Source organism: Flavobacterium sp. LS1P28, from assembly GCF_003970335.1.
Lineage (GTDB): Bacteria > Bacteroidota > Bacteroidia > Flavobacteriales > Flavobacteriaceae > Flavobacterium.
In genome coordinates this window covers 407,744-432,662 of record NZ_RYDI01000001.1, presented here as the reverse complement: position 1 = coordinate 432,662, position 24,919 = coordinate 407,744, and the positions used below count along the sequence as shown (strand labels likewise).

Annotated in this window: 22 protein-coding genes and 1 tRNA gene; 12 read left to right on the top strand and 11 right to left on the bottom strand. The window is 36.8% G+C overall.

The features are described from left to right. Window positions 1–96: 96 nt before the first annotated feature. Entirely contained in the window at window positions 97–2,010 is a 1,914-nt protein-coding gene (locus EKL97_RS01855; RefSeq protein ID WP_126567911.1) for a S9 family peptidase, read from the bottom strand. A 233-nt stretch (window positions 2,011–2,243) separates the two neighbouring features. On the opposite strand from EKL97_RS01855, the gene EKL97_RS01850 reads away from it, so the two are divergent. Next, the gene (locus EKL97_RS01850; RefSeq protein WP_126567909.1) at window positions 2,244–3,356 is read left to right on the top strand and encodes an NAD(P)/FAD-dependent oxidoreductase; all 1,113 of its coding nucleotides are present in this window, start codon (window positions 2,244–2,246) and stop codon (window positions 3,354–3,356) included. Between the two features lie 61 nt (window positions 3,357–3,417). Beyond that, on the top strand, window positions 3,418–4,101 hold the full coding sequence (gene mtgA, locus EKL97_RS01845) for a monofunctional biosynthetic peptidoglycan transglycosylase (protein ID WP_126458041.1): 684 nt from the start codon (window positions 3,418–3,420) through the stop codon (window positions 4,099–4,101). An 88-nt stretch (window positions 4,102–4,189) separates the two neighbouring features. On the opposite strand, the gene EKL97_RS01840 is transcribed toward mtgA, so the two are convergent. After that, a tRNA-Ala gene (locus tag EKL97_RS01840) sits at window positions 4,190–4,263 on the bottom strand. 125 nt (window positions 4,264–4,388) lie between these two features. Between EKL97_RS01840 and EKL97_RS01835 the strand changes: the two genes are divergently transcribed. The 4 genes from EKL97_RS01835 to EKL97_RS01820 all read left to right on the top strand — a co-directional run bounded on the left by EKL97_RS01835 (window position 4,389) and on the right by EKL97_RS01820 (window position 6,856). Further along, window positions 4,389–5,156, top strand: coding sequence for an enoyl-CoA hydratase/isomerase family protein (locus EKL97_RS01835; RefSeq protein WP_126567907.1), 768 nt, complete (start codon window positions 4,389–4,391; stop codon window positions 5,154–5,156). 262 nt (window positions 5,157–5,418) lie between these two features. Next, entirely contained in the window at window positions 5,419–5,883 is a 465-nt protein-coding gene (locus EKL97_RS01830) for a 6-pyruvoyl trahydropterin synthase family protein (RefSeq protein ID WP_126561295.1), read from the top strand. Between the two features lie 4 nt (window positions 5,884–5,887). Continuing rightward, window positions 5,888–6,646, top strand: coding sequence for a UDP-2,3-diacylglucosamine diphosphatase (locus tag EKL97_RS01825; RefSeq protein WP_126561296.1), 759 nt, complete (start codon window positions 5,888–5,890; stop codon window positions 6,644–6,646). A gap of 3 nt (window positions 6,647–6,649) precedes the next feature. Continuing rightward, on the top strand, window positions 6,650–6,856 hold the full coding sequence (locus EKL97_RS01820; protein WP_126515206.1) for a hypothetical protein: 207 nt from the start codon (window positions 6,650–6,652) through the stop codon (window positions 6,854–6,856). Between the two features lie 58 nt (window positions 6,857–6,914). Here the strand turns inward: EKL97_RS01820 and EKL97_RS01815 are convergent, their stop codons facing one another. From EKL97_RS01815 to EKL97_RS01790, 6 genes are all read right to left on the bottom strand, one after another. Beyond that, entirely contained in the window at window positions 6,915–7,271 is a 357-nt protein-coding gene (locus EKL97_RS01815) for a hypothetical protein (RefSeq protein WP_126458028.1), read from the bottom strand. Between the two features lie 255 nt (window positions 7,272–7,526). Beyond that, window positions 7,527–8,795 (bottom strand): MFS transporter, encoded by a 1,269-nt coding sequence (locus EKL97_RS01810; protein ID WP_126458025.1) that lies wholly within the window; start codon window positions 8,793–8,795, stop codon window positions 7,527–7,529. A 9-nt stretch (window positions 8,796–8,804) separates the two neighbouring features. Further along, window positions 8,805–10,496 carry a single-stranded-DNA-specific exonuclease RecJ gene (gene recJ, locus EKL97_RS01805; protein WP_126567906.1) on the bottom strand — a complete coding sequence of 564 codons (1,692 nt, stop codon included), beginning with the start codon at window positions 10,494–10,496 and terminating at the stop codon, window positions 8,805–8,807. Between the two features lie 106 nt (window positions 10,497–10,602). Then, a complete protein-coding gene (locus tag EKL97_RS01800) occupies window positions 10,603–10,947 on the bottom strand; it encodes a HopJ type III effector protein (RefSeq protein WP_126553003.1) in 345 nt (114 codons plus the stop codon). Between the two features lie 13 nt (window positions 10,948–10,960). After that, window positions 10,961–11,674, bottom strand: coding sequence for a 16S rRNA (cytidine(1402)-2'-O)-methyltransferase (gene rsmI / locus EKL97_RS01795; RefSeq protein WP_126451961.1), 714 nt, complete (start codon window positions 11,672–11,674; stop codon window positions 10,961–10,963). Between the two features lie 77 nt (window positions 11,675–11,751). Then, on the bottom strand, window positions 11,752–12,828 hold the full coding sequence (locus EKL97_RS01790) for a hypothetical protein (protein WP_126458016.1): 1,077 nt from the start codon (window positions 12,826–12,828) through the stop codon (window positions 11,752–11,754). Window positions 12,829–13,076: 248 nt separating this feature from the next. On the opposite strand from EKL97_RS01790, the gene EKL97_RS01785 reads away from it, so the two are divergent. After that, on the top strand, window positions 13,077–13,667 hold the full coding sequence (locus EKL97_RS01785) for a thymidine kinase (protein ID WP_126451959.1): 591 nt from the start codon (window positions 13,077–13,079) through the stop codon (window positions 13,665–13,667). Window positions 13,668–14,088: 421 nt separating this feature from the next. On the opposite strand, the gene EKL97_RS01780 is transcribed toward EKL97_RS01785, so the two are convergent. Next, on the bottom strand, window positions 14,089–14,694 hold the full coding sequence (locus EKL97_RS01780) for a thioredoxin family protein (RefSeq protein ID WP_126567904.1): 606 nt from the start codon (window positions 14,692–14,694) through the stop codon (window positions 14,089–14,091). A 105-nt stretch (window positions 14,695–14,799) separates the two neighbouring features. Between EKL97_RS01780 and EKL97_RS01775 the strand changes: the two genes are divergently transcribed. The 4 genes from EKL97_RS01775 to EKL97_RS01760 all read left to right on the top strand — a co-directional run bounded on the left by EKL97_RS01775 (window position 14,800) and on the right by EKL97_RS01760 (window position 19,599). Next, a complete protein-coding gene (locus tag EKL97_RS01775; RefSeq protein WP_126567903.1) occupies window positions 14,800–15,579 on the top strand; it encodes a patatin-like phospholipase family protein in 780 nt (259 codons plus the stop codon). A 68-nt stretch (window positions 15,580–15,647) separates the two neighbouring features. Then, on the top strand, window positions 15,648–16,355 hold the full coding sequence (gene pyrH / locus EKL97_RS01770) for a UMP kinase (protein WP_126458007.1): 708 nt from the start codon (window positions 15,648–15,650) through the stop codon (window positions 16,353–16,355). A 70-nt stretch (window positions 16,356–16,425) separates the two neighbouring features. Continuing rightward, window positions 16,426–16,989 carry a ribosome recycling factor gene (gene frr / locus EKL97_RS01765; protein ID WP_126451955.1) on the top strand — a complete coding sequence of 188 codons (564 nt, stop codon included), beginning with the start codon at window positions 16,426–16,428 and terminating at the stop codon, window positions 16,987–16,989. Between the two features lie 111 nt (window positions 16,990–17,100). Further along, the gene (locus tag EKL97_RS01760) at window positions 17,101–19,599 is read left to right on the top strand and encodes a DUF5686 family protein (protein ID WP_126567901.1); all 2,499 of its coding nucleotides are present in this window, start codon (window positions 17,101–17,103) and stop codon (window positions 19,597–19,599) included. Here EKL97_RS01760 and EKL97_RS01755 read toward each other — a convergent pair. Both EKL97_RS01755 and EKL97_RS01750 read right to left on the bottom strand, forming a co-directional pair. Beyond that, window positions 19,596–19,925 carry a DMT family transporter gene (locus tag EKL97_RS01755; RefSeq protein ID WP_126457989.1) on the bottom strand — a complete coding sequence of 110 codons (330 nt, stop codon included), beginning with the start codon at window positions 19,923–19,925 and terminating at the stop codon, window positions 19,596–19,598. The two genes, EKL97_RS01760 and EKL97_RS01755, sit on opposite strands and share 4 nt — an antisense overlap. A 1-nt stretch (window position 19,926) precedes the next feature. Then, window positions 19,927–22,197 (bottom strand): cation:proton antiporter, encoded by a 2,271-nt coding sequence (locus tag EKL97_RS01750; protein ID WP_126567900.1) that lies wholly within the window; start codon window positions 22,195–22,197, stop codon window positions 19,927–19,929. Window positions 22,198–22,395: 198 nt separating this feature from the next. Here EKL97_RS01750 and EKL97_RS01745 point away from each other — a divergent pair, with 198 nt between their 5' ends. Beyond that, window positions 22,396–24,813, top strand: coding sequence for an efflux RND transporter permease subunit (locus tag EKL97_RS01745; RefSeq protein WP_126567898.1), 2,418 nt, complete (start codon window positions 22,396–22,398; stop codon window positions 24,811–24,813). Window positions 24,814–24,919 lie beyond the last annotated feature (106 nt).

Genomic DNA, 24,919 nt, shown 5'->3' with positions numbered 1-24,919 from the left:
AATTACAAAATTATTTAAAGTTAAGGTATTCAAAATATTTTGACACAAACAAAAAACCCCACGAAAAAGTGAGGCTTCCTATTTTTAAAATGATTTCTACAAGGTTTCTTTGAGCCATTTGAAAAATTCACCTTGCCAAACCTGCGCATTTTGAGGTTTCAGTACCCAGTGATTTTCTTCCGGGAAATACAAAAATCTACTTTTTATTCCTCGTAATTGTGCTGCTTGGAACGCTTCCTGTCCTTGTCCTATTGGTACACGAAAATCTTTTCCGCCTTGAATAATTAAAATAGGTTTGTTCCATTTCTCTACCAGAGTCATTGGGTTGAATGTCGTGTAGGTTTTTTGCGCTACAGCATTGTCTTTTTCCCAATAAGCACCGCCAAAATCCCAATTGCTGAAGAAAACTTCTTCGGTAGTCCCAAACATGCTTTGGGTGTTAAAAACACCATCATGGGCAATGAAGGTTTTGAATCGGTTGTTGTGCATTCCGGCCAGATAGAAAACAGAATACCCACCGTAACTGGCACCAACGCATCCTAAACGAGTGGCATCAACATATTTTTCCTTAGCAACAGCATCAATCGCTGACAGGTAGTCATCAATTACTTGTCCGCCCCAATCTTTGCTGATTTGCTCATTCCATTCCACGCCATGACCTTGCATTCCACGACGGTTAGGAGCCACAACAATATAGCCGTTGGCAGCCATCAGCTGTAAATTCCATCGGAAGGAATAAAATTGTGTCAATGGAGATTGAGGTCCGCCTTGACAATACAAAAGCGTTGGGTATTTTTTTGAAGCATCAAAATTAGGAGGAAGAACCACCCAAACTAACATTTTTTTACCATCTGTTGTCGTAACATATCTTCTTTCGGTTTTGCTTAACGCCAAAGAATTATAAATTGTAGTATTGACATTAGACAGTTGTTTCCAAGTCTTTTTCTTCAGATTATAAGAAAAAAGTTCTGCCGCATGATTCATGTCGGTTCTCGTTACAATGATATTATCACCGGAAAACCCAACTAAATCATTGACATCAAATTCTCCATCGGTGACTTGGCGAACGGTAATTGCTCCCGTAGTTTCTGGATTGGTCAGACCAGGAAAATTAACTTCAAACAACTGCTTTGTTCCGTCTACAGGGGCAACAAAAAATATTTTTTCCCCGTCACTACTCCAGATGAAATTGTCTACTGTTCCATCCCAATTGGCCGTTAAGTTCATTTTCATTCCTTTGAAACTAACTATCAGGTCGTTTTTATCTGCCTCATACCCATCTCGTTTCATTTGCAACCAAGTCAAATTTCCGGTTGGAGAAAATTGTGGAGCGGTATCATATCCAAGGTTTTCTTCCGTTCTATTGCTGGTTTTCCCAGTTTTCAGGTTGTATTCATAGATATTGGTGTTGGTAGAAAGAGCATAGTCAGTTCCTGCTTTTTTCTTGCTTACGTACAGAATACTTTTGCTGTCTGGCGACCAAATGTAATCTTCATCACCACCAAAAGGTTTTTGTGGACTGTCGAAATTTTCGCCTTTCAGAATGTCAATTCCCATAGCGCCTTCTTTGTTTTCTTTATAGAAAACATGGTTGTATTTGCCTTCATTCCAGGTATCCCAATGACGATAATTCAATCCGTCATAGATTTGAACATCTGATTTTACTAATTCTGGATAAAAATCTTTTCCATGAACGTTCTCCATTTTTACTTCTTCATTGTAAACGATATATTTCCCGTCAGGAGAACTGTTTTTGTCTTTTAACAGGGCTGCGGTATCTTTTACTTCGGTTGGATTTCCGCCATTTACGGGTAAAGTGTAGAATTTTGTATCCGATTTATTTTCTTGAACAGAAGGAGTTGTTACTTTATACACTACATTTTTTCCATCTTTGGAAATGCCTAAAGAGGTTACTCTTCCTAGTTTCCAGAGCAGTTCTGGAGTCATTACATTTTGTGCCATAGCATTTAAACTCATCATTAATAAAGGTATAAATAGGAATTTGTTCATTTTAATAATTTATTTTTTCGAATGCTAAAATTAGCCAATTTAATTTGATGTTTTTTTGTTTTTAATACTTGTTTTTTAGCCCCGATAAAAGTGGAAATCCTTTTGTTTTTTTCTTTAAAAAATAAAAGATTACTTCACACTACTTTTATTTTAATTGGAGTTCAGTGAATTTATTTAGAACGGATAGCGGTATTAGCTCCAAAAAATTATTATTTTTATAAAAATATTTAAACATGGATTTGAGCTATTGGGAGTTGAAAAACTGGTTTACTGATGTAAATTATACCATCGTAGGAAGTGGGATTGTGGGCTTGCATGCTGCATTACGCTTGCGCGAAAGATTCCCTAAAAGCAAAATTTTAGTATTAGAAAAAGGAATGTTACCGCAAGGCGCGAGTACTAAAAATGCCGGTTTTGCGTGTTTCGGAAGTCTTTCAGAAATTATAGACGATTTAAAATCCCACTCGGAAGAGGAAGTTATTCATCTCGTTCAAAAACGGTGGCAAGGCTTGCAGTTGTTGCGAAAAAGATTGGGTGATGACACGATAGATTTCAAGCCATACGGCGGATATGAGTTGTTTTTAAAGGCAGATGAAAGTAGCTATAATGAATGTGCTGGGAAATTACCATTTATCAATGAAATCTTAAGACCACTTTTCAAAGCCGATGTTTTCGCCATGGAAGTAAACTGTTTTGGGTTTAGCGGGATAGAGGAATATTTAGTTTTCAATCCGTTTGAAGCACAAATAGATACCGGAAATATGATGCAGGCGTTGTTGAAAGAAGCGGTTTCTAAAAATATTTTAATCCTGAATCAACAAACCGTTACCTCCTATTTCGACAACGGGAATAAAGTGGAAGTGGCACTTGCTGATTTTAGTTTTAGTACCCAGAAAATACTGTTTGCAACAAATGGTTTTGCTAATACATTGACAAATGGTGCGGTTAAACCGGCCAGAGCACAAGTTTTAATTACGGAGCCTATCAAAAACTTAAATATAAAAGGAACTTTTCACTTGGATAGAGGGTATTATTATTTTAGGAATATTGGCGATAGAATACTACTGGGCGGAGGAAGAAATCTGGATTTTGAAACGGAAAATACAACTGAATTTGGACAAACAGAAATTGTCCAAAATAAATTGGAACAATTATTAAAAGAAGTAATTTTGCCGAATCAGGATTTCCAAATTGCACACCGTTGGAGCGGCATTATGGGTGTTGGTAACAGCAAAAGTCCTATCGTTTCACAACTGTCAGACAATGTCTATTGCGGTGTACGATTGGGTGGAATGGGAGTGGCAATAGGAAGTTTAATTGGAACAGAATTAGCAGATTTAGTATAATGGCAACGAAAATAACACCCAGGAAATCAAAACAACCCATTAAAAAAAAACAACCTCTTTTATGAGCAAACTAATTCGTTTTTTATTCAAAATATTGTTGTGGTTCATCGGACTCTCTTTATTTTTTGTGGTATTTTTTAAATTTGTACCCGTTCCGTTTACCCCATTAATGGTGATTCGTGCAATTGAAAATAAAACTGCAGGAAAAGAAGTTTTCTTCAGCCACGACTGGGAACCTATTGAAAACATCTCGATGAATCTTCAAAAAGCCGTGATTGCCAGTGAAGATGGAACGTTCCTGAAACATAATGGTTTTGATTTTGTAGCCATGCAAAAAGCGTATAAAAGCAATGAACGAGGCCGAAGAATAAAAGGAGGAAGCACAATATCACAACAAACGGCCAAAAACGTATTTCTTTGGCAAGGCCGCAGTTATTTGAGAAAAGGATTGGAAGCATATTTCACTCTTCTGATTGAAATCATTTGGGGAAAGGAACGCATTATGGAAGTCTACTTGAACAGTATCGAAATGGGGAATGGTGTCTATGGAGCTCAAGCAGCCACTGAACATTGGTATCGAAAAGATGCTTCCAGTTTAACACTAATCCAGGCTGCAGGAATAGCCGCGATATTACCCAATCCAAGAAAATATTCGGCGACTAGTTCTTCCACGTATATCAACAGGCGAAAAGCTAAAATTGTACGCGTGATGCGACAAGTAGGAAAAATTGAATATCCAAAATAGTTTTTAGCAGTCTTAAAAAGTAATCAGATAATTTCTAAAAATAAAAAACCGTAAACTCTTAATTAAAAGATTTTACGGTTTTGTTTTGTGGAGAATATCGGATTCGAACCGATCACCTCTTGCCTGCCAGGCAAGCACTCTAGCCAAATGAGCTAATCCCCCAAACTAGTTCGCAAATATAACATATAAATTTCCCAAAAAGCAAATTTCAAAATACAAATCCATTCTATTTGAAAAAAAGTCAAATCCTCCTTTACTTTTTTTAACTTTACATCAAAATCCTCACTATGGTATCAGAAAATCCAATAGGTTCGCTCTTCACAACAATTGAAAATAATATTGCTACCGTTACATTTGGTCATCCTTCGAGCAATTCTTTTCCAAGAGAATTGTTGGATCTTTTAACGAATGAGTTCACTATTTTGAGCACAAATTCAGCCGTTTCAGTGATAGTTATACAAAGTGAAGGCTCGGGTGCCTTTTGTGCGGGTGCTTCTTTTGATGAACTTTTAGCTGTTTCCAATGAAGAAGCAGGAACACAATTTTTTTCTGGATTTGCGCATTTGATCAATGCAATGCGTTCATGTTCCAAGCTTATCGTCGGGCGCATTCATGGAAAAGCAGTTGGTGGAGGCGTAGGAATTGCTTCCGCCTGTGATTATGCATTGGCTACAAAAAATGCATCAATAAAATTATCAGAATTGGCCATCGGAATTGGTCCCTTTGTAATAGAACCTGTCGTTTCGAAGAAAATCGGAAAAACGGCAATGGCCGAAATGACCCTCGCAGCCCATGAATGGAAAACCGCTAATTGGGCCACAGCCAAAGGATTATACGCTAATACTTTTGAAACCATAACAGAACTGGATGCCGCAATAGCTGATTTCACTGGTAAATTATCCGGTTACAATCCAGAAGCTTTATTGGAGATGAAAAAGGTTTTCTGGAAAGGAACGCAACATTGGGATACATTGTTGCTAGAACGCGCCGCGATTTCGGGTAAATTGGTGTTGTCTGATTTTACCAGAAAAGCATTGTCCCAATTCAAAAAGTGATTTTCGAAGGATTTATTCTGAATTTATTTCAGGAGCTATTTCCTGCTGTACACTATATCTTTTTATAAGGTGAAAAAAAATCACCTTATAAAAAGGATGCCGTTTCCATCAGGGCTAGAACATTTGTGGATTATCAAATTCGGATTACAAACAAAATAATTTCATTCTATCTCCCTCCACTTTGGGGAGGGTTGGGGAGGGAAAATATTTACATCCCATTTCTCATATCAATTTGCTAAATTTGCATCAAAATTAAACTCCAATGAGCAATATCAGAATTACTAAACAATTTAGTTTCGAAACCGGACACGCCTTATATGGCTATGATGGGAAATGTAAAAATGTCCACGGACATAGTTATAAATTGTCAGTAACGGTAATTGGAACCCCAATTTCAGATCGCACTAATGTGAAATTTGGAATGGTGATTGACTTCACGGATTTAAAGAAAATTGTAAAAGAAGAAATAGTAGATCAGTTTGACCATGCGACTGTTTTCAACGGAACAACCCCGCATATCGAATTGGCAAACGAATTAATAGTTCGCGGACACCATGTTATTTTAGTAGAGTACCAACCAACAAGCGAAAATATGGTAGTTGATTTTTCTCAAAGAATCATCAGAAGATTACCCGAAGGAATCACCCTTTTCTCTTTGAAATTACAAGAAACCGAATCTTCTTTCGCGGAATGGTTTGCCAGTGATAATGTGAAATCCATACTGTAACTTCATGCAATTACACAATAACAAAAAAATATATTTTGCCTCCGACCAGCATTTTGGCGCACCGACACCCGAATTGAGTTTCCCGAGAGAACAAAAATTCGTAGCTTGGCTCGACGAAGTAAAAGACGATGCTGAAGCTATTTTTCTATTGGGCGATTTATTTGATTTTTGGTTCGAATACAAAACCGTAGTTCCAAAAGGGTTTATCCGTATTTTAGGTAAATTGGCCGAAATCCGAGACAGCGGAATTCCAATTTATTTCTTCGTGGGAAACCATGATTTATGGATGGAAGATTATTTCCAGAAAGAACTCAATATTCCTGTGTTTCATGACAATCAAGAATATACTTTTGGAGATAAAACATTCCTTATTGGCCACGGCGACGGAAAAGGTCCCGGTGATTTAGGATACAAACGCATGAAAAAGATATTTACAAATCCGTTTTTCAAATGGCTTTTTAGATGGTTGCATCCGGATATTGGCGTGAAACTGGCGCAATACCTTTCCGTAAAAAACAAACTCATTTCTGGCGATGAAGATGTGACTTTTCTTGGCGAAGACAACGAATGGCTGATTCTCTATTCTAAAAGAAAACTGGAAACCAAACACTACAATTACCTTATTTTTGGCCACCGCCATTTGCCTATGAAAGTAACAGTAGGAGAAAATGCCGAATATGTGAATCTAGGTGACTGGATTACGTATTTTACTTATGGTGTTTTTGACGGTGAGAATTTTGAGATTAAAAAGTATAAAAATTAAATTATGAAAACTGAAAATAAAGTATCTAAATTTTTTATTCATTTAGGAATTATATTGTTGACTGTTGGTTTTTTATCTATCGACTTGGATGATTTTTCTTTTGAAAATAATAAAAAATCATATTTCAAAATTATCGTTGCAATTGTATCTTTCATGATTTCGTTTTACAGAATTCAAAACGAAAAACATACCAATCAAATTAAAAACTGAAAAGCATATAAGAAAATACTTTTTGTATATTTTGCAATTATCGCAAATAAACCAATCCCTAATTCATTCCCTCTCCATACAAATAATCATCTAGATTTATTTTAAACAAAGTGCCTTCTACCAAATCTTTTACGGCATCTAATTCTTCCATGGAAACGGCCAAATCAATTTGGGAACAAGGTGTTTTTAGTAAAAATTTGTGGCATTTGTTTTTCAGTTCACAATCGTCGCAGCATCTGTTTTGGATGTAGCTGTCTTCAATACAACGCTTAAATAGTTGCAGTTCCTGTTGGGTAAAATAAAAACCCATTTCTCTAAAAACCAATTGGACTTTGTCCAGTACAACGTCATTATCTTTTCTCCAGTAGAAAGCAGTGCCTAAATTGTTATGATATATTTGTTTTATTTCTTGCATGTTTCATTAGTTTGAAGCAAATATAAGTATTATTTATATTTGTTCTAAATAATAAAACATAAAAAAGCATAAAAGTTTGGTAAAATAATCTTGAGATTTTTTTAAAATAGAATGTATAATGCCATTCTACTTTTGTAATTAACAACCGTGCAGTTTGTCATTTCGACGAAGGAGAAATCACATCAAGTTATTCAAATTGTGTGATTCCCCCTTGTCGGACACGAGTGATAGCAAACTGGCGAAGCAATGACAATATTACTCGCTCTTTTCATGTTCCTCAATATCTTTTTGCAAGTCCAGTTTTCTAAAAGTAGGGAATACAGCTCCTGTAATAAATACAGTAATCAGTGTCATGCTTCCACCAAAGACCACTGCGCTAACAGTTCCCATCAGCTTTGCGGTTAATCCGCTTTCAAAAGCACCCAATTCATTAGAGGAACCCACAAATATAGAATTCACGGCTGCAACTCGGCCTCTCATGTGATCCGGAGTTTTCAATTGCAAAATAGTTTGGCGTATCACCACCGAAATCCCATCGAAAACACCGCTTAAAAATAAAGCCGCAACTGACAACCAAAAAATCGATGAAAGTCCAAAAACGATAATACAAATCCCAAACGCAAAAATTGCCGATAACAATTTCATACCTGCATTTTTGGTAAAAGGAATATAAGCTGATATTATTAGCATCAAAAATGCGCCAACTGCCGGTGCAGCTCTCAAAACACCAAACCCTTGTGGACCGACTTTCAAAATATCCTGTGCAAAAATGGGTAACAGCGCTACAGCTCCTCCAAAAAGGACGGCAATCATATCTAGTGATAAAGCACCTAAAATCGTTTTATTGTTGTAGACAAACTTCACACCTTCCTTCAAACTTTCCATAATGGGTTCGCCAATTTTTGGATTCAAAATAGGTTTCGTTGCAATTTGGGTTAAAGCGATTAACGCAAAAAGTGAACACCCCAAAACGATGGACATGGACCAATGAACACCAATCCAATTGATCGAAAAACCGGCTACCGCAGGTCCTAAAACGGAACTTATTTGCCAAACAGAACTGCTCCAAGTGGCAGCATTGGGATATAATTTTTTAGGAACAATCAAAGACAAAAGAGAAAATATCGTCGGGCCAAGAAAAGCACGAACCAATCCGCCTAAAAACACGAAAAAGTAAATAGAATATAAAATAGTTTGGGTAGAAAAGTCTTTTATAAAGGGTGGCCATGTAAATAAAAACAAGCCCAAACTAATAATTGAAAATCCTAATATGCATTTAAATAGCAATCCTTTTTTCTCCTTTTGATCGACTATATGTCCGGCAAATAAAGCCATTGAAATGGCTGGAATAACTTCCATTAATCCAATAATTCCTAAGGACAACGGGTTTTTGGTTAAACTGTAGACTTCCCATTCAATGACAATAAATTGCATCGACCAGCCAAAAACCATAGCAAAACGCAATAACAAAAAAATATTGAATTCTTTATACCGCAGTGCCGAATACGGGTCTTTTTTTTTCATAACAAATAATCATTCTTTAATATCTCGCAATCGCAATTGCAAGCTTGTTTTTCCTTTCCATTCGTTTTCATCAATGCAATAGACCGCTTGAAAAGGTTTTTGATGCGTAGTCAGTTCCATTTTGTCACCTAAGTTAAAACCAATTGCAGCAATACCTTCGGAATTATTTTGTTTGACAAAAAGTTTTAGGTGTTCCTCTTCTTGACCCATAGGTTTTCCATAACCAGTGTCTTTGATGTTTTTAGTCAGGAAAATTGGGGTCATATTTTGTGGTCCGTACGGTTCAAATTGTTTCAGAATCCGAATTAATTTTGGAGTAATATCCGCAAAATCAATCTCGGCGTCAACTGCAATTTCGGGTGTCAACATATCCGAATGAATGGTTCTTTCCACTTCTTTTTCGAAAGCGTCTTTAAAGATTTGATAGTTTTCTGCCGCCAATGTCATTCCCGCAGCATACATGTGACCGCCAAATTGTTCCAAATATTCTGTACACGCTTCGAGTGCATTATACACATCAAATCCTTTTACGGATCGTGCCGAAGCCGCATATTTATCCCCACTTTTGGTAAAAACAAGTGTTGGTCGATAATAGGTTTCTATCAATCGGGAAGCAACAATTCCTATTACTCCTTTGTGCCAATCTTCTTGAAAAACTACGGAAGTAAAACGTTCTTTTTCATTATTTTCCTCAATCTGTTGCAACGCTTCTTTGGTAATTAATTTATCTAAATCTTTTCGTTCAGAATTATATGCCTCAATTTCAGAAGCAAATTGTTGGGCTTGCTCAAAATTAAATTCGGTTAGTAATTCTACCGCATGATTGCCGTGTTTGATCCGTCCGGCAGCGTTTATTCTGGGAGCGATGATGAAAACAACATCGGTAATGTCTAAGGTTTGTTTTTTTATCTGGTGGATTATAGCTTTGATTCCTGGTCTTGGATCCGTGTTTATAACTTGCAGTCCAAAATAAGCCAGCACCCGATTTTCTCCGGTCATCGGAACGATATCAGCGGCAATGGCAGCCGATACTAAATCCAGATACGGAACCAAATCCTCAATTGTCTGGTTTCGGTTGACACCCAAAGCCTGAATCAATTTGAAACCTATTCCACAACCACACAACTCATCATAAGGATAATTACAATCATCACGTTTTGGATCGAGAACAGCAACGGCTTCAGGCAGAGAATTTCCTGGTCTATGGTGGTCACAAATGATAAAATCGATGTTTTTTGCTTTGGCATACCCCACATGATCAATGGATTTTATACCACAATCCAAAGCGATGATAAGTGAAAACCCATTGTCATCAGCAAAGTCAATTCCTTTAAATGAAATTCCGTACCCTTCATCATAACGATCCGGAATGTAAGTCGCCACGTTTGGATAATAGGTTTTTAAATAGGAAGAAACGAGAGAAACTGCGGTGGTACCATCGACATCATAATCGCCAAAAACAAGAATATTTTCCTCATTTTCAATTGCTTTTTCGATTCTAGAAACTGCTTTTTCCATATCTTTCATCAAGTACGGATCGTGCAAATCATCTAAACTCGGACGAAAAAAGCGTCTGGCATCTTCAAAAGTTTCAATGCCGCGTTGTACTAATAAAGTGGCCACAAAATCTTCTACATTCAATGCTTTCGCCAAATGTTGAACGGCATTTTCGGAAGGTTTTGGTTTTAGGGTCCAACGCATATTGATTAGGAATTATAAAATTGTATTAAGAATTTTGTCAGGTCGAGCGCAGTCGAGACCAACTGATGTGTCTCGACTGCGCTCGACCTGACATCGGATTGTAATTTTATTTTGAAACCAAAGCACTTCCGTAAAATGCAATTCCATCCCATCCGGTTTTCATGAAATTGCGGATGTTTTGGTGATCTGTTCCGTTTGGATTTTGCAAAACATCTTCGTAATAATACGCTCCAAAACAGGCTAATGTTGCTGCTTCTGATAAACTTTGAATTTCAGCGAAAGCAAACAACTTGCAAGATCCTGAATTTTCTCCAGCTGCATTGTGTTGCAAACCATTCTCAAATGCCGTAGGAGTAAAATCGTAGTTATCTTCAATTGTTGCGATGGTTTCTGCAAACGTGATTATTTCTGGCGTTTGCTTTAATTTATCTAAAAAGGATTCTAAATTCATAGTTTTTTATGGGTCATTCTTCTTCCGAAAATTTACTTTTTTTAGGTTCTTTAGTGATAGTTTTTCCACTGATCACGACGACAATTTCACCTCTTGGTGCTATTTTATTAAAATGATCGACCACTTCTTTCACGCTTCCGCGAACATTTTCTTCGTGTAGTTTGGATAATTCTCTGGAAACCGATATTTGGCGGTCTTCGCCAAAAAAGGTAATGAATTCCGCTAAAGTTTTTACTAATTTATGTGGAGAAACATATAAAATCATCGTTCTGGTTTCTTCTGCCAACGCTAAATATCTAGTTTGACGTCCTTTTTTATCAGGCAAAAAACCTTCGAAAACAAATTTATCATTGGGTAAACCACTGTTGACTAATGCCGGAACAAACGCCGTTGCACCCGGTAAACATTCCACATCAATTCCGTTTTCAACACAAGCGCGGGTCAGTAAAAAACCAGGATCAGAAATCGCTGGCGTTCCTGCATCTGAGATTAAGGCGATATTTTCTCCGGCTTTTAACCTCGAAATTAAATTCTCGATGGTTTTGTGTTCGTTGTGCATGTGATGGCTGTACATGTGAGTGCCAATTTCGAAATGCTTTAACAATTTTCCGCTTGTACGCGTATCTTCGGCGAGAATCAAATCGACTTCTTTAAGAATCCGAATCGCTCGAAAAGTCATATCTTCGAGATTGCCAATAGGCGTAGGAACGATGTATAATTTTGACATAGATAAAATAATTAAATACAAAATTTAAAGAAAGTCTGTATTTGTTCAAATGTATATTCAGAACAATTCAAGGCGATTTACAAAAATTTTTTCTCTATAATATCCATAAAACGTTCTTCATACTCTTGTTTTCCTTCCCAGTTGTTATAGTCCGGTTTTACCATTTCCTGGATAAAATCTCTAGTTTCATAGAAGGTATCAAATGTGATTAATTGATTTAAAACGCGGTTGTAATCTTCGCTGCTGTTTCCAAAAAGATGTTTTATAAAAGCAATGCGGTCATTTAAATCGATATTGATTCCTTTGGCTAATTTTTCGTTCAGCGAAACTATTTTTGGCTCTACTTTTTCGGTTGGTGCTGCGGGAGTACTTTCTGATTCCGGTTCTTCAGGTTGTAGATTTTCTTTTGGAGTTTCAATAACTATTGCTGTTGGAATGTTATCTACTTGCTGTTTTTTTACAAAAAGCGTGTCGTGATAATTGCCTCCTAATAAATCCTCAAAAGAGATTTGCACCGCTTGCGCTTTCTTTGGCATTTCCAATTCCGTCTGCGTTTCTTCTTCCTGTGATAATTCAAAAGCAGGTTCAAAAGGCGCTTCCGGTTCTGCTGTCTCATCCTCTGCTTCCGTTTCCGTAGCAACAACTGTTTCGCCGACTACCATTTCCTCTTCTTTTTCATGCTCCTCAAGTAGCGCTTCGGCTTGCTCTAAAGGCATTTCGATAGTTTTCTCAGCAGCTGCTTCCTCAATAATTATTTCCTCTTCAGGAATTTTATCAGCTTCAGTTTCTTGGACTTCCACGGCACTTTCTTCTTCCGTTGCAACTGGATCCGGTTCCTCTGAAGGAGTTATTTCTTGGGTTTGTTCCAAAGTCGTTTCTACTGTTTCTTCAACTATTGTTTCTTCTAGTACCGCAACTGTTTGTGGTTGAACGGAATCAGTTGTATCAAAAACAGCTGCGATTTCTCTGCTGATTTCCGTTATACCAATGGTTGGTTTTGCTTCACTGAAATGTTCGTCCACAAATCGTAAGACAGAAAGTTTTTCATATAACTTCTGTGTTTCCAGATATAATTGATTGATATCAGATTTATTCTTTAGCTGTAATATTCTGTGTGCAATGCTGATTAAATCGGCTTCCAATTTTTTTTTCATGTCTGTTGAAATTATAGGGTGTTAAGCGGGTCTTTTTTGATGCGTTTTCGTATTCCGTTTGATATCGTCCCAAGAAAAGGGAATCTTTGTGAACACGATTTTTATTTTTTTAAATAAGTGCTCTCGAATCTCCCATTTGATATAAATTTTATACTTTTGAAACGACGTAAAAGTATACAATTTTTAAGTCGGTTTCTTTATTATAAAGCAATAAAAACTATTCATTTTTTAAGTCAGAAAAATACAAAATGTTTCTCGAAAATACAGTAAATCACAAAGAACAATTTGGTTGGATCGAAGTCATTTGTGGCTCCATGTTTTCGGGTAAGACCGAAGAATTGATCCGTCGTTTGAGAAGAGCGCAATTTGCCAAGCAAAAAGTCGAAATTTTCAAACCAGCAATCGACACCCGCTATGATGATGAAATGGTGGTCTCTCATGATGCTAATGAAATCCGTTCTACGCCCGTTCCCGCTGCCGCAAATATTGCAATTTTGGCGCAAGGTTGTGATGTAGTGGGCATTGACGAAGCACAGTTTTTCGATGACGAAATTGTCAAGATCTGTAACGATTTGGCCAATCAGGGAATCCGTGTTATTGTGGCCGGATTGGATATGGATTTCAAGGGAAATCCTTTTGGCCCGATGCCTGCTTTAATGGCAACTGCTGAATATGTAACCAAAGTCCATGCCGTGTGTACCCGCACGGGAAATCTCGCGAATTACAGTTTCCGCAAAACCGACAATGACAAACTCGTCATGCTGGGCGAAACCGAAGAATACGAACCATTGAGCCGTGCTGCGTATTATCATGCGATGCGGAAAGATCAGGAGAAGTAAATCCTCTCCCCTTCTTAATTCCATTTTTTTCTGAAATTCCCAAGTTAGATAATTCACATACGAATAGGTTTTATTTAAATCCAATAAATTAAAGTCTGTTATCACAACTATTCCTTTTTAACAAAACTACAAAAAAAGGATTCTCGTGGAATAACTTTGTTAAATTGATTCCTGCTATAACTGGCAAATAGAATTTAGTCTACACGGTTGAACTATATTTGAGACCAATAATCCTAAATCTGCAACTCTGATAGCAATAAAACAGGTGTTGTGGTATCAATAACTTGATAAATATCAGATATTTTTTTAAATATTGGTTTTAAGACATGCTACCATAAAAGTACATGCCTGACTTCCTATAATCACTTTTTAAACAAAATAGGTTAGACTATTCAAAATTTGATGCGTATTGACTTAAAAATTACACCTCTATATTAACCATTAAACCAATCAACTCGTTTTGGGTTGTTATCCCTTTATCGTGCAAATACCAGAGTTGTAAGTTGGTTTTTAAAGTTTCGTCAATAACTCCAAATTCTTTTTTATAATCCGCAACCAAATCAGCAGCAGCTTTAGGTCTTGGTCCCCAACTACCGAGTATAGCGCCTGTTGTTTTAGCGACAACGATCAATATAGGAATTGATTTTTTTTTGTTCGTCAAATATAAGTTCATTAATTCTTCATTTTCATCACGCAGCACAATTCTCAAGTCAATTTTGCCAGATTGCACTGCCATTGTATTCATGATTGGCAACAACTGAGCAGCATCTCCGCACCAACCTTCTGAAATTACCACCCAAATGTATTCACTTTTTAGATTCTTTAACTTAATCTGATTTTCTTCCGTAATTGTAATGGTTTTGTCCAAACGATGCATACGGGTTTCATTCAGGGTGCTATACTGCGTCAAATTTTCGGATTGTTCCTTTCCTGTGGATTTTCCTTCCAATATTAAATCTGAAATAAGTTTTCTGTAATCGGTATAGGAATGACTGTTAAATAATGCTTTAGCTACAGGAATTTTCATAATACGTAAGTTGTTTACACAAAGTTAGCATAAAATTGGCCTATAAAGATGACTTATATCAGTTTCAATTCTACAAAAAGTGTATTTTTATCCTAAATTACAAAGATGGATTTAAAAACAAAATCGATAGGATTAGTTCTCTCCGGAGGCGGCTCTAAGGGTATTGCTCATGCTGGCGTGATCAAATTTTTAGAAGAAAAAAACATACGCCCGTCTCAGATAGCGGGCACGAGCGCAGGTGTTATTGTTGGTGCAATGTATGCCTGGGGAAAGACACCGGAGGAAATTCTGGAGTTTTTCAAGTCGATCTATCTTTTTCATTGGAAACATTTGACCTTTAAAAAGGCGGGGTTGATTGATTCAGAATCCTTCAAAAGTTATTTTCATACTATTTTTGGAGAGGCTGTTTTGGGCGATTTAAAAATTCCAATTCAAATTACAGCTACCGATATGGTTCGAGGAAAACTAAAAATATTTGCCCCAGAAACAAAAATTACAGATGCTGTTTTAGCTTCCTCGGCGTTTCCGGGTATTTTGTCCCCTTATGAAATAAAAGGAAGCATTTATAGTGACGGAGGGATCCTAAATCATTTTCCAACAGATATCCTGCAAGGACAATGCGATACCCTGATTGGTGTTTACGTGAGTCCCATTCAAAAAATAGACGCCAAAGATTTGAATACGATCAAAGCGGTAACGACTCGGGCTTTTGATATTCTTTCGGCAAATTCTAATATGCATAAATTTAACATCTGCGACTGGATCATAGAACCAAAGGATTTATGCCTGTACAGTACGTTTGAAACCAACCGAATTAAAATGGATGCCGTATTTAACATTGGCTATGAAGCCGCAAAAAAATCGTACGAAAAACTAAATTTATAAAATTTAAATAACGCATTTTTTAGAAAACAGAATATGTCTATATTTGCACCAATCAACTCAACACACACATGAAATACAAAAGAATTCTTCTTAAACTAAGTGGAGAAGCTTTAATGGGCGACTTGCAATACGGAATTGACCCAAAAAGACTAGCTGAATACGCTGACGAAATTAAACTAATTCATGATAAAGGAGTAGAAATAGCGATTGTAATAGGTGGTGGAAATATTTTTAGAGGAGTTGCCGGAGCCAGCGCAGGAATGGACAGAGTGCAAGGAGATTACATGGGAATGCTGGCCACTGTGATCAACGGAATGGCCTTACAGGGTGCACTGGAAGAAAAAGGAATGAAAACCCGTTTGCAAACGGCGTTAAAAATGGAATCCATTGCGGAACCTTATATCAAAAGAAGAGCCGACCGCCACCTGGAGAAAGGAAGAATTGTAATTTTTGGAGCCGGAACCGGAAATCCTTATTTCACAACAGATACCGCAGCCGTTTTACGGGGTATTGAGATCAATGCTAATGTGATTCTAAAAGGAACTCGCGTGGATGGTGTGTATGATTGTGATCCGGAAAAAAATCCATCTGCCGTAAAATTCGATTTTATTTCCTTTGAAGATGTCCTCAAAAAAGGATTGAATGTAATGGACACAACCGCTTTTACATTAAGCCAGGAAAATAAATTACCAATCGTGGTTTTTGATATGAATAAAGTAGGCAATTTATTGAAAATCTGCGAAGGAGAAAACATAGGAACCGTAGTAAATATATAGTTAATGGTTCCTGGTTATAGCTTTTGGATTGCTCCAAATTTCTAAAACCCAAAACCCAAAACCTAAAAAAATGACTGAAGAAATTGAATTTATATTAGATAGCACCAAGGAATCCATGACCGGTTCTATTGCACATTTAGAAAAAGAATTTTTGAATATTCGTGCCGGAAAAGCATCTCCTGCCATGCTGGGAAGTGTTTTTGTTGATTATTACGGATCGGCAACACCGCTTTCGCAGGTATCAAAAATCAGTGTGCCTGATGCCAGAACAATTACGTTACAACCTTTTGAAAAAAACATGCTGCACGTGATTGAAAAAGCAATTATGGTGGCCAACATTGGTTTTAACCCAATGAATAACGGTGATGTAATTATCATCAGTGTTCCTGCACTAACTGAGGAAAGAAGACGTGATCTTGCCAAACAAGCCAAAGTTGAAGCCGAAGACGCTAAAGTGGGTATCAGAAATGCCAGAAAAGATGCTAACACTGAGATCAAAAAATTAGAAAAAGAAGGAACATCAGAAGACATTTGCAAAAGTGCCGAAGAAGAAGTGCAAAACTTAACCAATAGTTATATCCGTAAAATAGATGAACTTTTAGTGGTGAAAGAAGCTGAAATCATGAAGGTGTAATTCCTTTTCAAATCCTATTAAAAATCCGTTCGCTTAGGGGAACGGATTTTTTTATTGTTATTTTTGCGATACCAAAATGAGATTATACCCGTTTTGCAGTAAACCCTATTTATGAAGCAATTGTGTGTGTTCTTCTTTTTTTTAACGCTTTCGCTACAGGCGCAGTTTCAAGTCAATGGAATTGTGAAAGAGTCTACAACCAATAAACCATTACCATTTGCTACGATTACTACAACTGACGGTATAAACTCCATCTCTGATGTGGATGGGAAGTTTAGTATCGTTACTCCAATTCCCTTTACAGCCTTTGATATTTCATATATTGGTTTCACCAAAGCCAGAATTACCCTTGAAAAAAACAAAAATTATTATGTGGTCATGCTATCTCAAAAAACAGATGATCTGAATGAAGTGGTGGTTCCAGACGAAAACCCAGCTTTGGCAATTATCCGAAAGGCGATCGAAAATAAAGACAATAATAACCCCCAAAAAAAACTCTACAGTTTCGAGTTTAAATCCTATAATAAACTCATTGTAAGCGCAAATCCTGACTCCATTGACGGGAGAATCGATTCTGTTTTTGTCCAAAAATCAAGCGGTGATCAGTTCTCAAAAATTGACTCTTCCGAGTATAAGTTTAAAGATATCGTACGTCAGCAACATCTGTTTCAAACTGAAAAAGTATCACAATATCAATTTGCTAATAGCACATTAAAAGAAACTATATTAGGTACCAAAATGGCGGGTTTCAAGCAACCTGTTTATGAAATCATTGCATTTAATTTGCAGTCCTTCTCTATTTACGATTCCCGTTACGAACTTTTTGAGACCAAGTACAACAGCCCCATTGCCAATGATGCCCTAAAAGATTACAACTATAAACTGTTGGATTCCCTGATCATTGACGGCAGAAACACCTACATGATTTACTTCAAGAATAAGAAAAAAAGAAGAGCGTCAGGACTGGAAGGCGTACTTTATATTGACCAAAATAATTTTGCTGTCGCCAAAGCAGTAATGCGCATAAAAGGCGTTCTTGACATTAGTGGAATTCATAACTTTAAGTACATTCCCAGTGAAAAATTATGGTTTCCAACGGACAAAACCTTTAAAATTGTAAAGGGCAAAAATGATGACGATATAAAAATCCTTGGCGGAACGATTCAATTTGATGGTGATGTAGAAAACGATTTTAAAGAACGAAAAAAAACAGCCTCGGATTTCACCTATTTATTGTCGCAAACCAACAATTTTGAAATCCAATATAACATTCCAATCCAAATAAAAAAATCAGCCGTCACTATCGAAATCAAAGACGATGCGATTAATAAACCAGAAGCTTTTTGGGACACTTACAGAAAAGACAGCTTAGACAGCCGAAGCAAAAAGACCTATCTAGCACTCGACAGTATTTCGATCAAAAAAAGAATTGAAAGCCGCCTCCGTTTTGGCAGGAAAATTATCAACGGGTATTTACCTATAGGAAAATTCGATTTAGACTTACGAAAATTGTTTAGCTATAATAACTACGAAGGATTTAGATTGGGAATTGGGGGCACTACAAACGAACGATTTTCAAAAAATTTCAAAGTCGAAGGCTACACCGCTTACGGAACAAAAGATGATGATTTTAAGTATAACTTAGGCATCGCAGCGCGTGTAGGGAAATTTACTAATTCCTGGATAGGAGTTTCCTATACGGATGATCTTCGAGAAATTGCCAGTACCGTATTTGCAATTGACAAAAAGCCTTTTAAAATTTATGATCCCAGACCAATAAACATCAGTACTTTTTATAATTATGTAACTTGGAAAACATTTATAGAGACTAAAATCATTCCAAAAACCGAAAGTTTATGGGAACTCTCTAGAACGGCTGTGGAGCCACAATTCAATTATATTTTCAATTTAAACGGAAAATTATATCCTAATTACGTGATGACTACTGCGATGGTTTCTTTGCGCTGGAATCCATTTAGTGATTATATGCAAACGCCTACGGGACGAATTGAGGTTGAAAAACGTTTTCCTAAATTTACGTTTCAATACACCCAATCCCTCCCCAAGATCTGGCAAAATGATTTTGAGTTTAGCAAAATAGATTTTAAAACAGAGTATGAAAAAAAATATTTAAACGGTCAAAAAACAAGCTTACTTTTCGAGGCAGGATATTCTTTTGGTGCAATACCCTTAACTCATTTGTACAACACCTCGCCTAATAATATTACCAAAGAAACTATCATTCAAAGGATCACTTTTTCAGGCAAAAACAGTTTTGAAACCATGTTTTTCAATGAGTTTTTCTCCAGTCAATATGCCTATTTTCAATTCAAGCACGGGTTTAGCCGTGTCACATTATTCAAAAAAATAAAACCGTCTTTAGTCATTGTATCCCGAGTGGCTTGGGGTAATTTACAAAACCCGGAGCAGCACATCGGATTGGATTATAAGACACTGAACAAAGGGTATTTCGAATCGGGAATCGAACTGAATCAAATTTACAAAGGACTTGGATTAGGTGGGTTTTACCGGTATGGACCCAATCAGTTGAGTAAATTTCAAGATAATATTGCTGTCAAAATAAGCTTCGTTCTCAATATAGGAATTTAATGACTCGACACAAATTTTAATCCTATAATAGAACTGATCAAAGTGGTGATGAAAAATATTCGCCAAAAATCAGCTGGTTCTTTAAAGACAAAAATTCCAACCAATACGGTTCCCACTGCTCCTATCCCAGTCCAAACCGCGTATGCGGTGCCTATAGGCAAAGTGAGTGTGGCTTTGTAAAGTAATCCCATGCTTATTGCCAGACAAATCAAGAATCCGCACAACCAGAATGTGGCTGCCATTCCGGAACTTTCCTTGGCTTTGCCCAAGCAAGTGGCAAAACCCACTTCAAAAAGACCTCCTAAAATTAATAAAATCCAGTTCATATTATTGTTTTAAAATTAATACCGAAGGAACGCCGCTCAGCCAAGTGCTTCTGGAGTCCACCAAGTCTTTCCAACTTTCAAGACTGACTACCATTAAATCCTGCTGATCTAAAAATTCCTTTTTAATGATTTTATCGGTTATCAAACCAATGTTATTTGGGTATTTTTGCTCCAAAGAATCAATAGCGCTCTTCATGACAAAATTAGTCGTAAGATGCCCATTTACATCCAAAAGAATAATTTTAGAATTGTTGTTGTAAATTAATTTTTGCACATAATCAATCAAAAAAGAGTCTTCAGGGCTAAAAATTGGAATAAAAATATGGTTTACGTGCTGTAAATCTTTATCGATCAAAATCCCTATTGGCATCTTGGTTTTAGAAATAATCTGTCTGGTTCTTTCATCAAAGGGCGAGTTTTCAAACAAGCCTTCTTTGCCGGTAAACTTATCAATCAAACGATCCGGATTGATGATCCGTGTGGTAAAGCCAATTACTTTTCCAAGAATAGTCCCTTCAAAAATAGATTTCCCTAGACCTATCAATAACAAGTCATAGTCGCCTTGATTGGCTACATCGGCAATTTCAGTTTCAATATCCATCGTTGCTTTAAAAATCGTGGTGATGTCCTGTTTCAGGAGATGGGATTCTTCAACAATAGGATAAAAACTATTTTTTTCTTTGTCTTCCATGTTAAAAGTATGTACCTCATCACTTAAAGACAAATGCATGACGGTAACACTGGAAGTGTTTTTCTGTTTTTTTATCAAACTATTGGCCAATCGAAGCAACGATTTTCCTTTTTCATTGTTTCCAAATGAAATTAAAATTCGGTATTTGTTATCATTTGATGGTTCCAAAATCTCAACCCCATCTTTGGTTTTAAAAATATAATTGATGAGATCTAAGGCCGGACCGGTCATAAAAGTCGTGACCAAAGCCATAATGACCATCATGGTAAAGACTTCAGGAGTCAACACTTTAAGCTCCAACCCGATGTTTAACACAATCAATTCCATCAAACCTCTGGTATTCATCAAAGCGCCAATTGTCAAACTATCCCGCCAACTTTGCCCTATAAATCTGGCGGCCAATGCACTCCCCAAAAATTTTCCTACTACGGCTACCAGAATAATAAAACCGGTCACTTTCCACAAATACGGATCATTGATCAGCCCAATTTCAGTTTTCAAACCTGTGAATACAAAAAATAAAGGCAGTAAAAGAATCAACGCCACATCCTCTACTTTTTCTATAAATATGGTCCTGAATTTTGGAACATCTGGCATAATGGCTCCCGCCATAAACGCTCCAAATAAAGCATGAATACCGATAACCTCAGTAGCATACGAGGAAATAATAAGTACCAGAAAAAAGATCGCCACAACTGGTTTTATAATACTGTCTTTAGAACCATATAAATCCCCAATTCTTTTTAGAAATGGTTTTACAATAAAAATCATAGCCACAACATAAAGTACCGCCAACATAATAATGTATAAGGAACTCACGAACGTTCCTGCTTTCACGATCGCAATGACCACTGCCAGAATACACCAAGCCGTAATATCATCAGCAGCAGCACATGTAATAACAATAGCGCCTAACTTTGTTTTATGAATTCCTCGTTCCTGAACGATTCTGGCCAGAACCGGAAAAGCAGTGATACTCAACGCAATTCCCATAAACAAACTGAAAGAAAGGAACTTAACTCCTTCAGGAGCAAATCGATTGTACACAAAATAAGCCAGACCAATCCCGAGAGTAAAGGGAATGACGATGCTCGCATGACTGATTACCACGGCTTCATTTGCTTTGTTCTTCAGCACTTTTAAATCGAGTTCCATCCCTATCACGAACATAAAAAGAATCAGTCCTATCTGACTCAAAAACTTTAAGTTTCCTAACGATTCAACAGGAAATAAAGCAATTGAAAATTCTGGAAAATACAATCCCAGCAAAGATGGTCCTAGAACAATACCCGCAATAATTTCCCCAATTACTGAAGGCTGACCAATTTTCTTGAAAATCCAGCCAAAAACACGAGCAACTAGAATAATCGTAATAATTTGTGCCAAAAGGATAGCCAAAGGATCTTGGAAGTTATGCTGAATCGACACTAAAAAATCACTCCACGAACCGTTTCCGCTCTCTGGTGTCACTATCGTTTCTGCCACTTCTAAATGCTTTCCTTTACTTATGATCCAATACATTAGCGCTATAAAGCCGCCAGTAACACTTAAATAAAATAGTGTGTTTTTATAATTCTTCATATCTATTTTTATATGGACTTTCCCCACTTTAAAGAAACAAAGATGAGAAATTCAAATGTATAATTTATATGCCACAAAATTATTTTATTGTAAAATAAAAAATGGGTGTTATTAGCCCGGTAAAACAACAAAAAGTTTCCTTTAAAATAAATGATTTATAGTGGTTTTGACTACCTTTACCGCCTTTAATATTGATTTATGATTAAGTGGTTTAGTTTAGGATTTTGGGAATTAATAGCGCGAATTGTCCTCAGAAATAGAATTTTGATGTTATCCATTATTGTTGTGATAACAGCTCTTTTAGCACTACAATGGAAAAATATCCACTTCACTTTTACCGAAGCCAATTTATTACCGGATGATAATATTGTAAATATTGAGTACAACGCTTTTCTAAATAAATTTGGCGAAGAGGGAAATCTAGTCATCATCGGTGTAAAAGATAACTCCATATTTACCCCAAAAGCCTATGCTTCCTGGAGCAAAATGATGAATACGCTGAAAGAAGACAAGGCGGTAGATTTAGTAATTTCGTTAAATGACTTAAAGAAATTACAAAAAAATGATTCGCTGCAAACCTTTGAACTCGTTCCTTTTGTGGACCAAAGCAAAACTCTTGATCCGGCATATCTTCAAAAGATCAAAAAAGAACTATTCAATGATTTGCCTTTTTACGAAGGATTACTTTTCAACAAAAGATCGGGAAGCATTCGCTCTGCCGTATACATGGATAAAAAAATTGTAAACACAGCAGCCCGAAAAGATTTTATTCTGGATAAATTAGTTCCCGCAGTCGAAACATTCGAAAAAGAAACCGGAATCGACCTGCGCGTTTCAGGCATGCCTTACATCCGGACGCTAAACGCAAAAACCATCACCGATGAAATAAGTATCTTCATTGGAGCTTCACTATTAGTTACTTCACTGCTTTTCTTTTTCTTTTTTAGAAGTTTTAGGGCGACGTTAATATCAATGGTAATTGTCATTATTGGGGTAATGTGGTCTTTTGGATTTTTAGGATTACTGAACTACGAAATCACTGTTTTGACCGCTTTAGTTCCGTCATTAATCATCGTAATCGGAATTCCGAATTGTATTTTCCTGACCAATAAATACCATCAGGAATATAAAATTCACCACAATAAAGCCAAAGCATTACAGCGTGTCACTACCAAAGTAGGAATGGCAACCTTGATGACGAATCTCACCACGGCCATAGGTTTTGCTACGTTTGTGGCTTCTAATAATCAATTGTTACTGGAATTTGGCGTCGTGACTTCTATCAATATTATGGCACTTTTCTTTTTGTGCATCATTGTCATCCCTATTTTTCACAGTTATATTCCGGCTCCGAAAGAGCGCCACATCGAACACCTAGACCGCAATTATGTAAAAGTTTTTATGGATTGGATTCTGAGAAACGTAAAATATAATCGCTTTTCAATTTATGTCGTTTCTGTTATTCTTTTAGTAATTAGCATTGTAGGCATCTACGAAATGCGCATTTCCGGTAGTTTAATTGAAGACATGCCTAAAAAAGAAGCCTTTTTTGAAGACATTGTTTTCTTCGAAAAAGAATTTGATGGAGTGATGCCCCTCGAAATCATGATTGACACCAAACGCAAAAAAGGAGTTATGAAATTGTCTACGCTTAGGCGAATGGAAGAACTGGAGGAAACCATTGATGAAATTCCGGAATTGTCAAAACCCATTTCTATTGTCAATTTAATTAAATATTCCAAACAAGCGTATTATAACGGAAACCCAGACTATTATGAATTGCCAACGTCACAGGAACAGTCGTTTATTTTGTCGTATGCTAAAAATGCTACAAAAAACTCGAAAGATAATCTGATGAAAAGCTATGTAGATTCCACTGGACAATTTGCCCGAATCACGACTTTTATGCGCGATGAAAATGGCGATAATATTGCCAAAATTGAAGCTGAAATTCGTAAGAAAGCTGATAAAATTTTCCCGCCAGATCAATATAAAGTCACCATCACCGGAAAAGCTTTAGTTTTCCAGAAAGGAACCGGTTACCTACTGGACAACTTACTTTCGTCGCTGGCTTTCGCCTTTTTCCTGACCGCACTTTTGATTGGTTTTATGTTCCGTTCGTTCAAAATGGTGTTGGTTTCTATCATTCCTAATTTATTGCCGTTAATGCTAACCGCAGGAATCATGGGCTTTCTGGACATTCCGCTGAAACCGTCGACGATATTGGTTTTCGGAATTGCGTTTGGTCTTTCGGTGGATGACACCGTAAGATTTCTGTCGCAATACCGCGAGGAATTAAAGAAAAATAACTGGAAAATTCGCAAATCCGTTTACGCCACATTTACGGATGCCGGCCTGAGCATGTTTTATACTTCTATCGTATTGTTCTTTGGGTTCTCTGTATTTATGCTGTCTAGTTTTGGAGGAACAATTGCCCTAGGCGGATTAATTTCATTGACCTTATTATTCGGGATGTTGTCTAATTTAATGTTACTTCCAGCTTTAGTACTCACCTTAAACAAAACATTAGCCAACGAGCAAGATTTCATCGAACCTAAAATAGACATTATTGAACCAAGCGACGCAGCAATTGATGATTTAGAACTCAAAAAATAATATCAGGAGCTATTTCCGGCTATTCGTTGCAATCTTCCTGTTTTAAAAAAAACAGGAAGGATTTTCACTGCTATCCGGGCTAGGGAACCGCTTAGCTTAGATGATT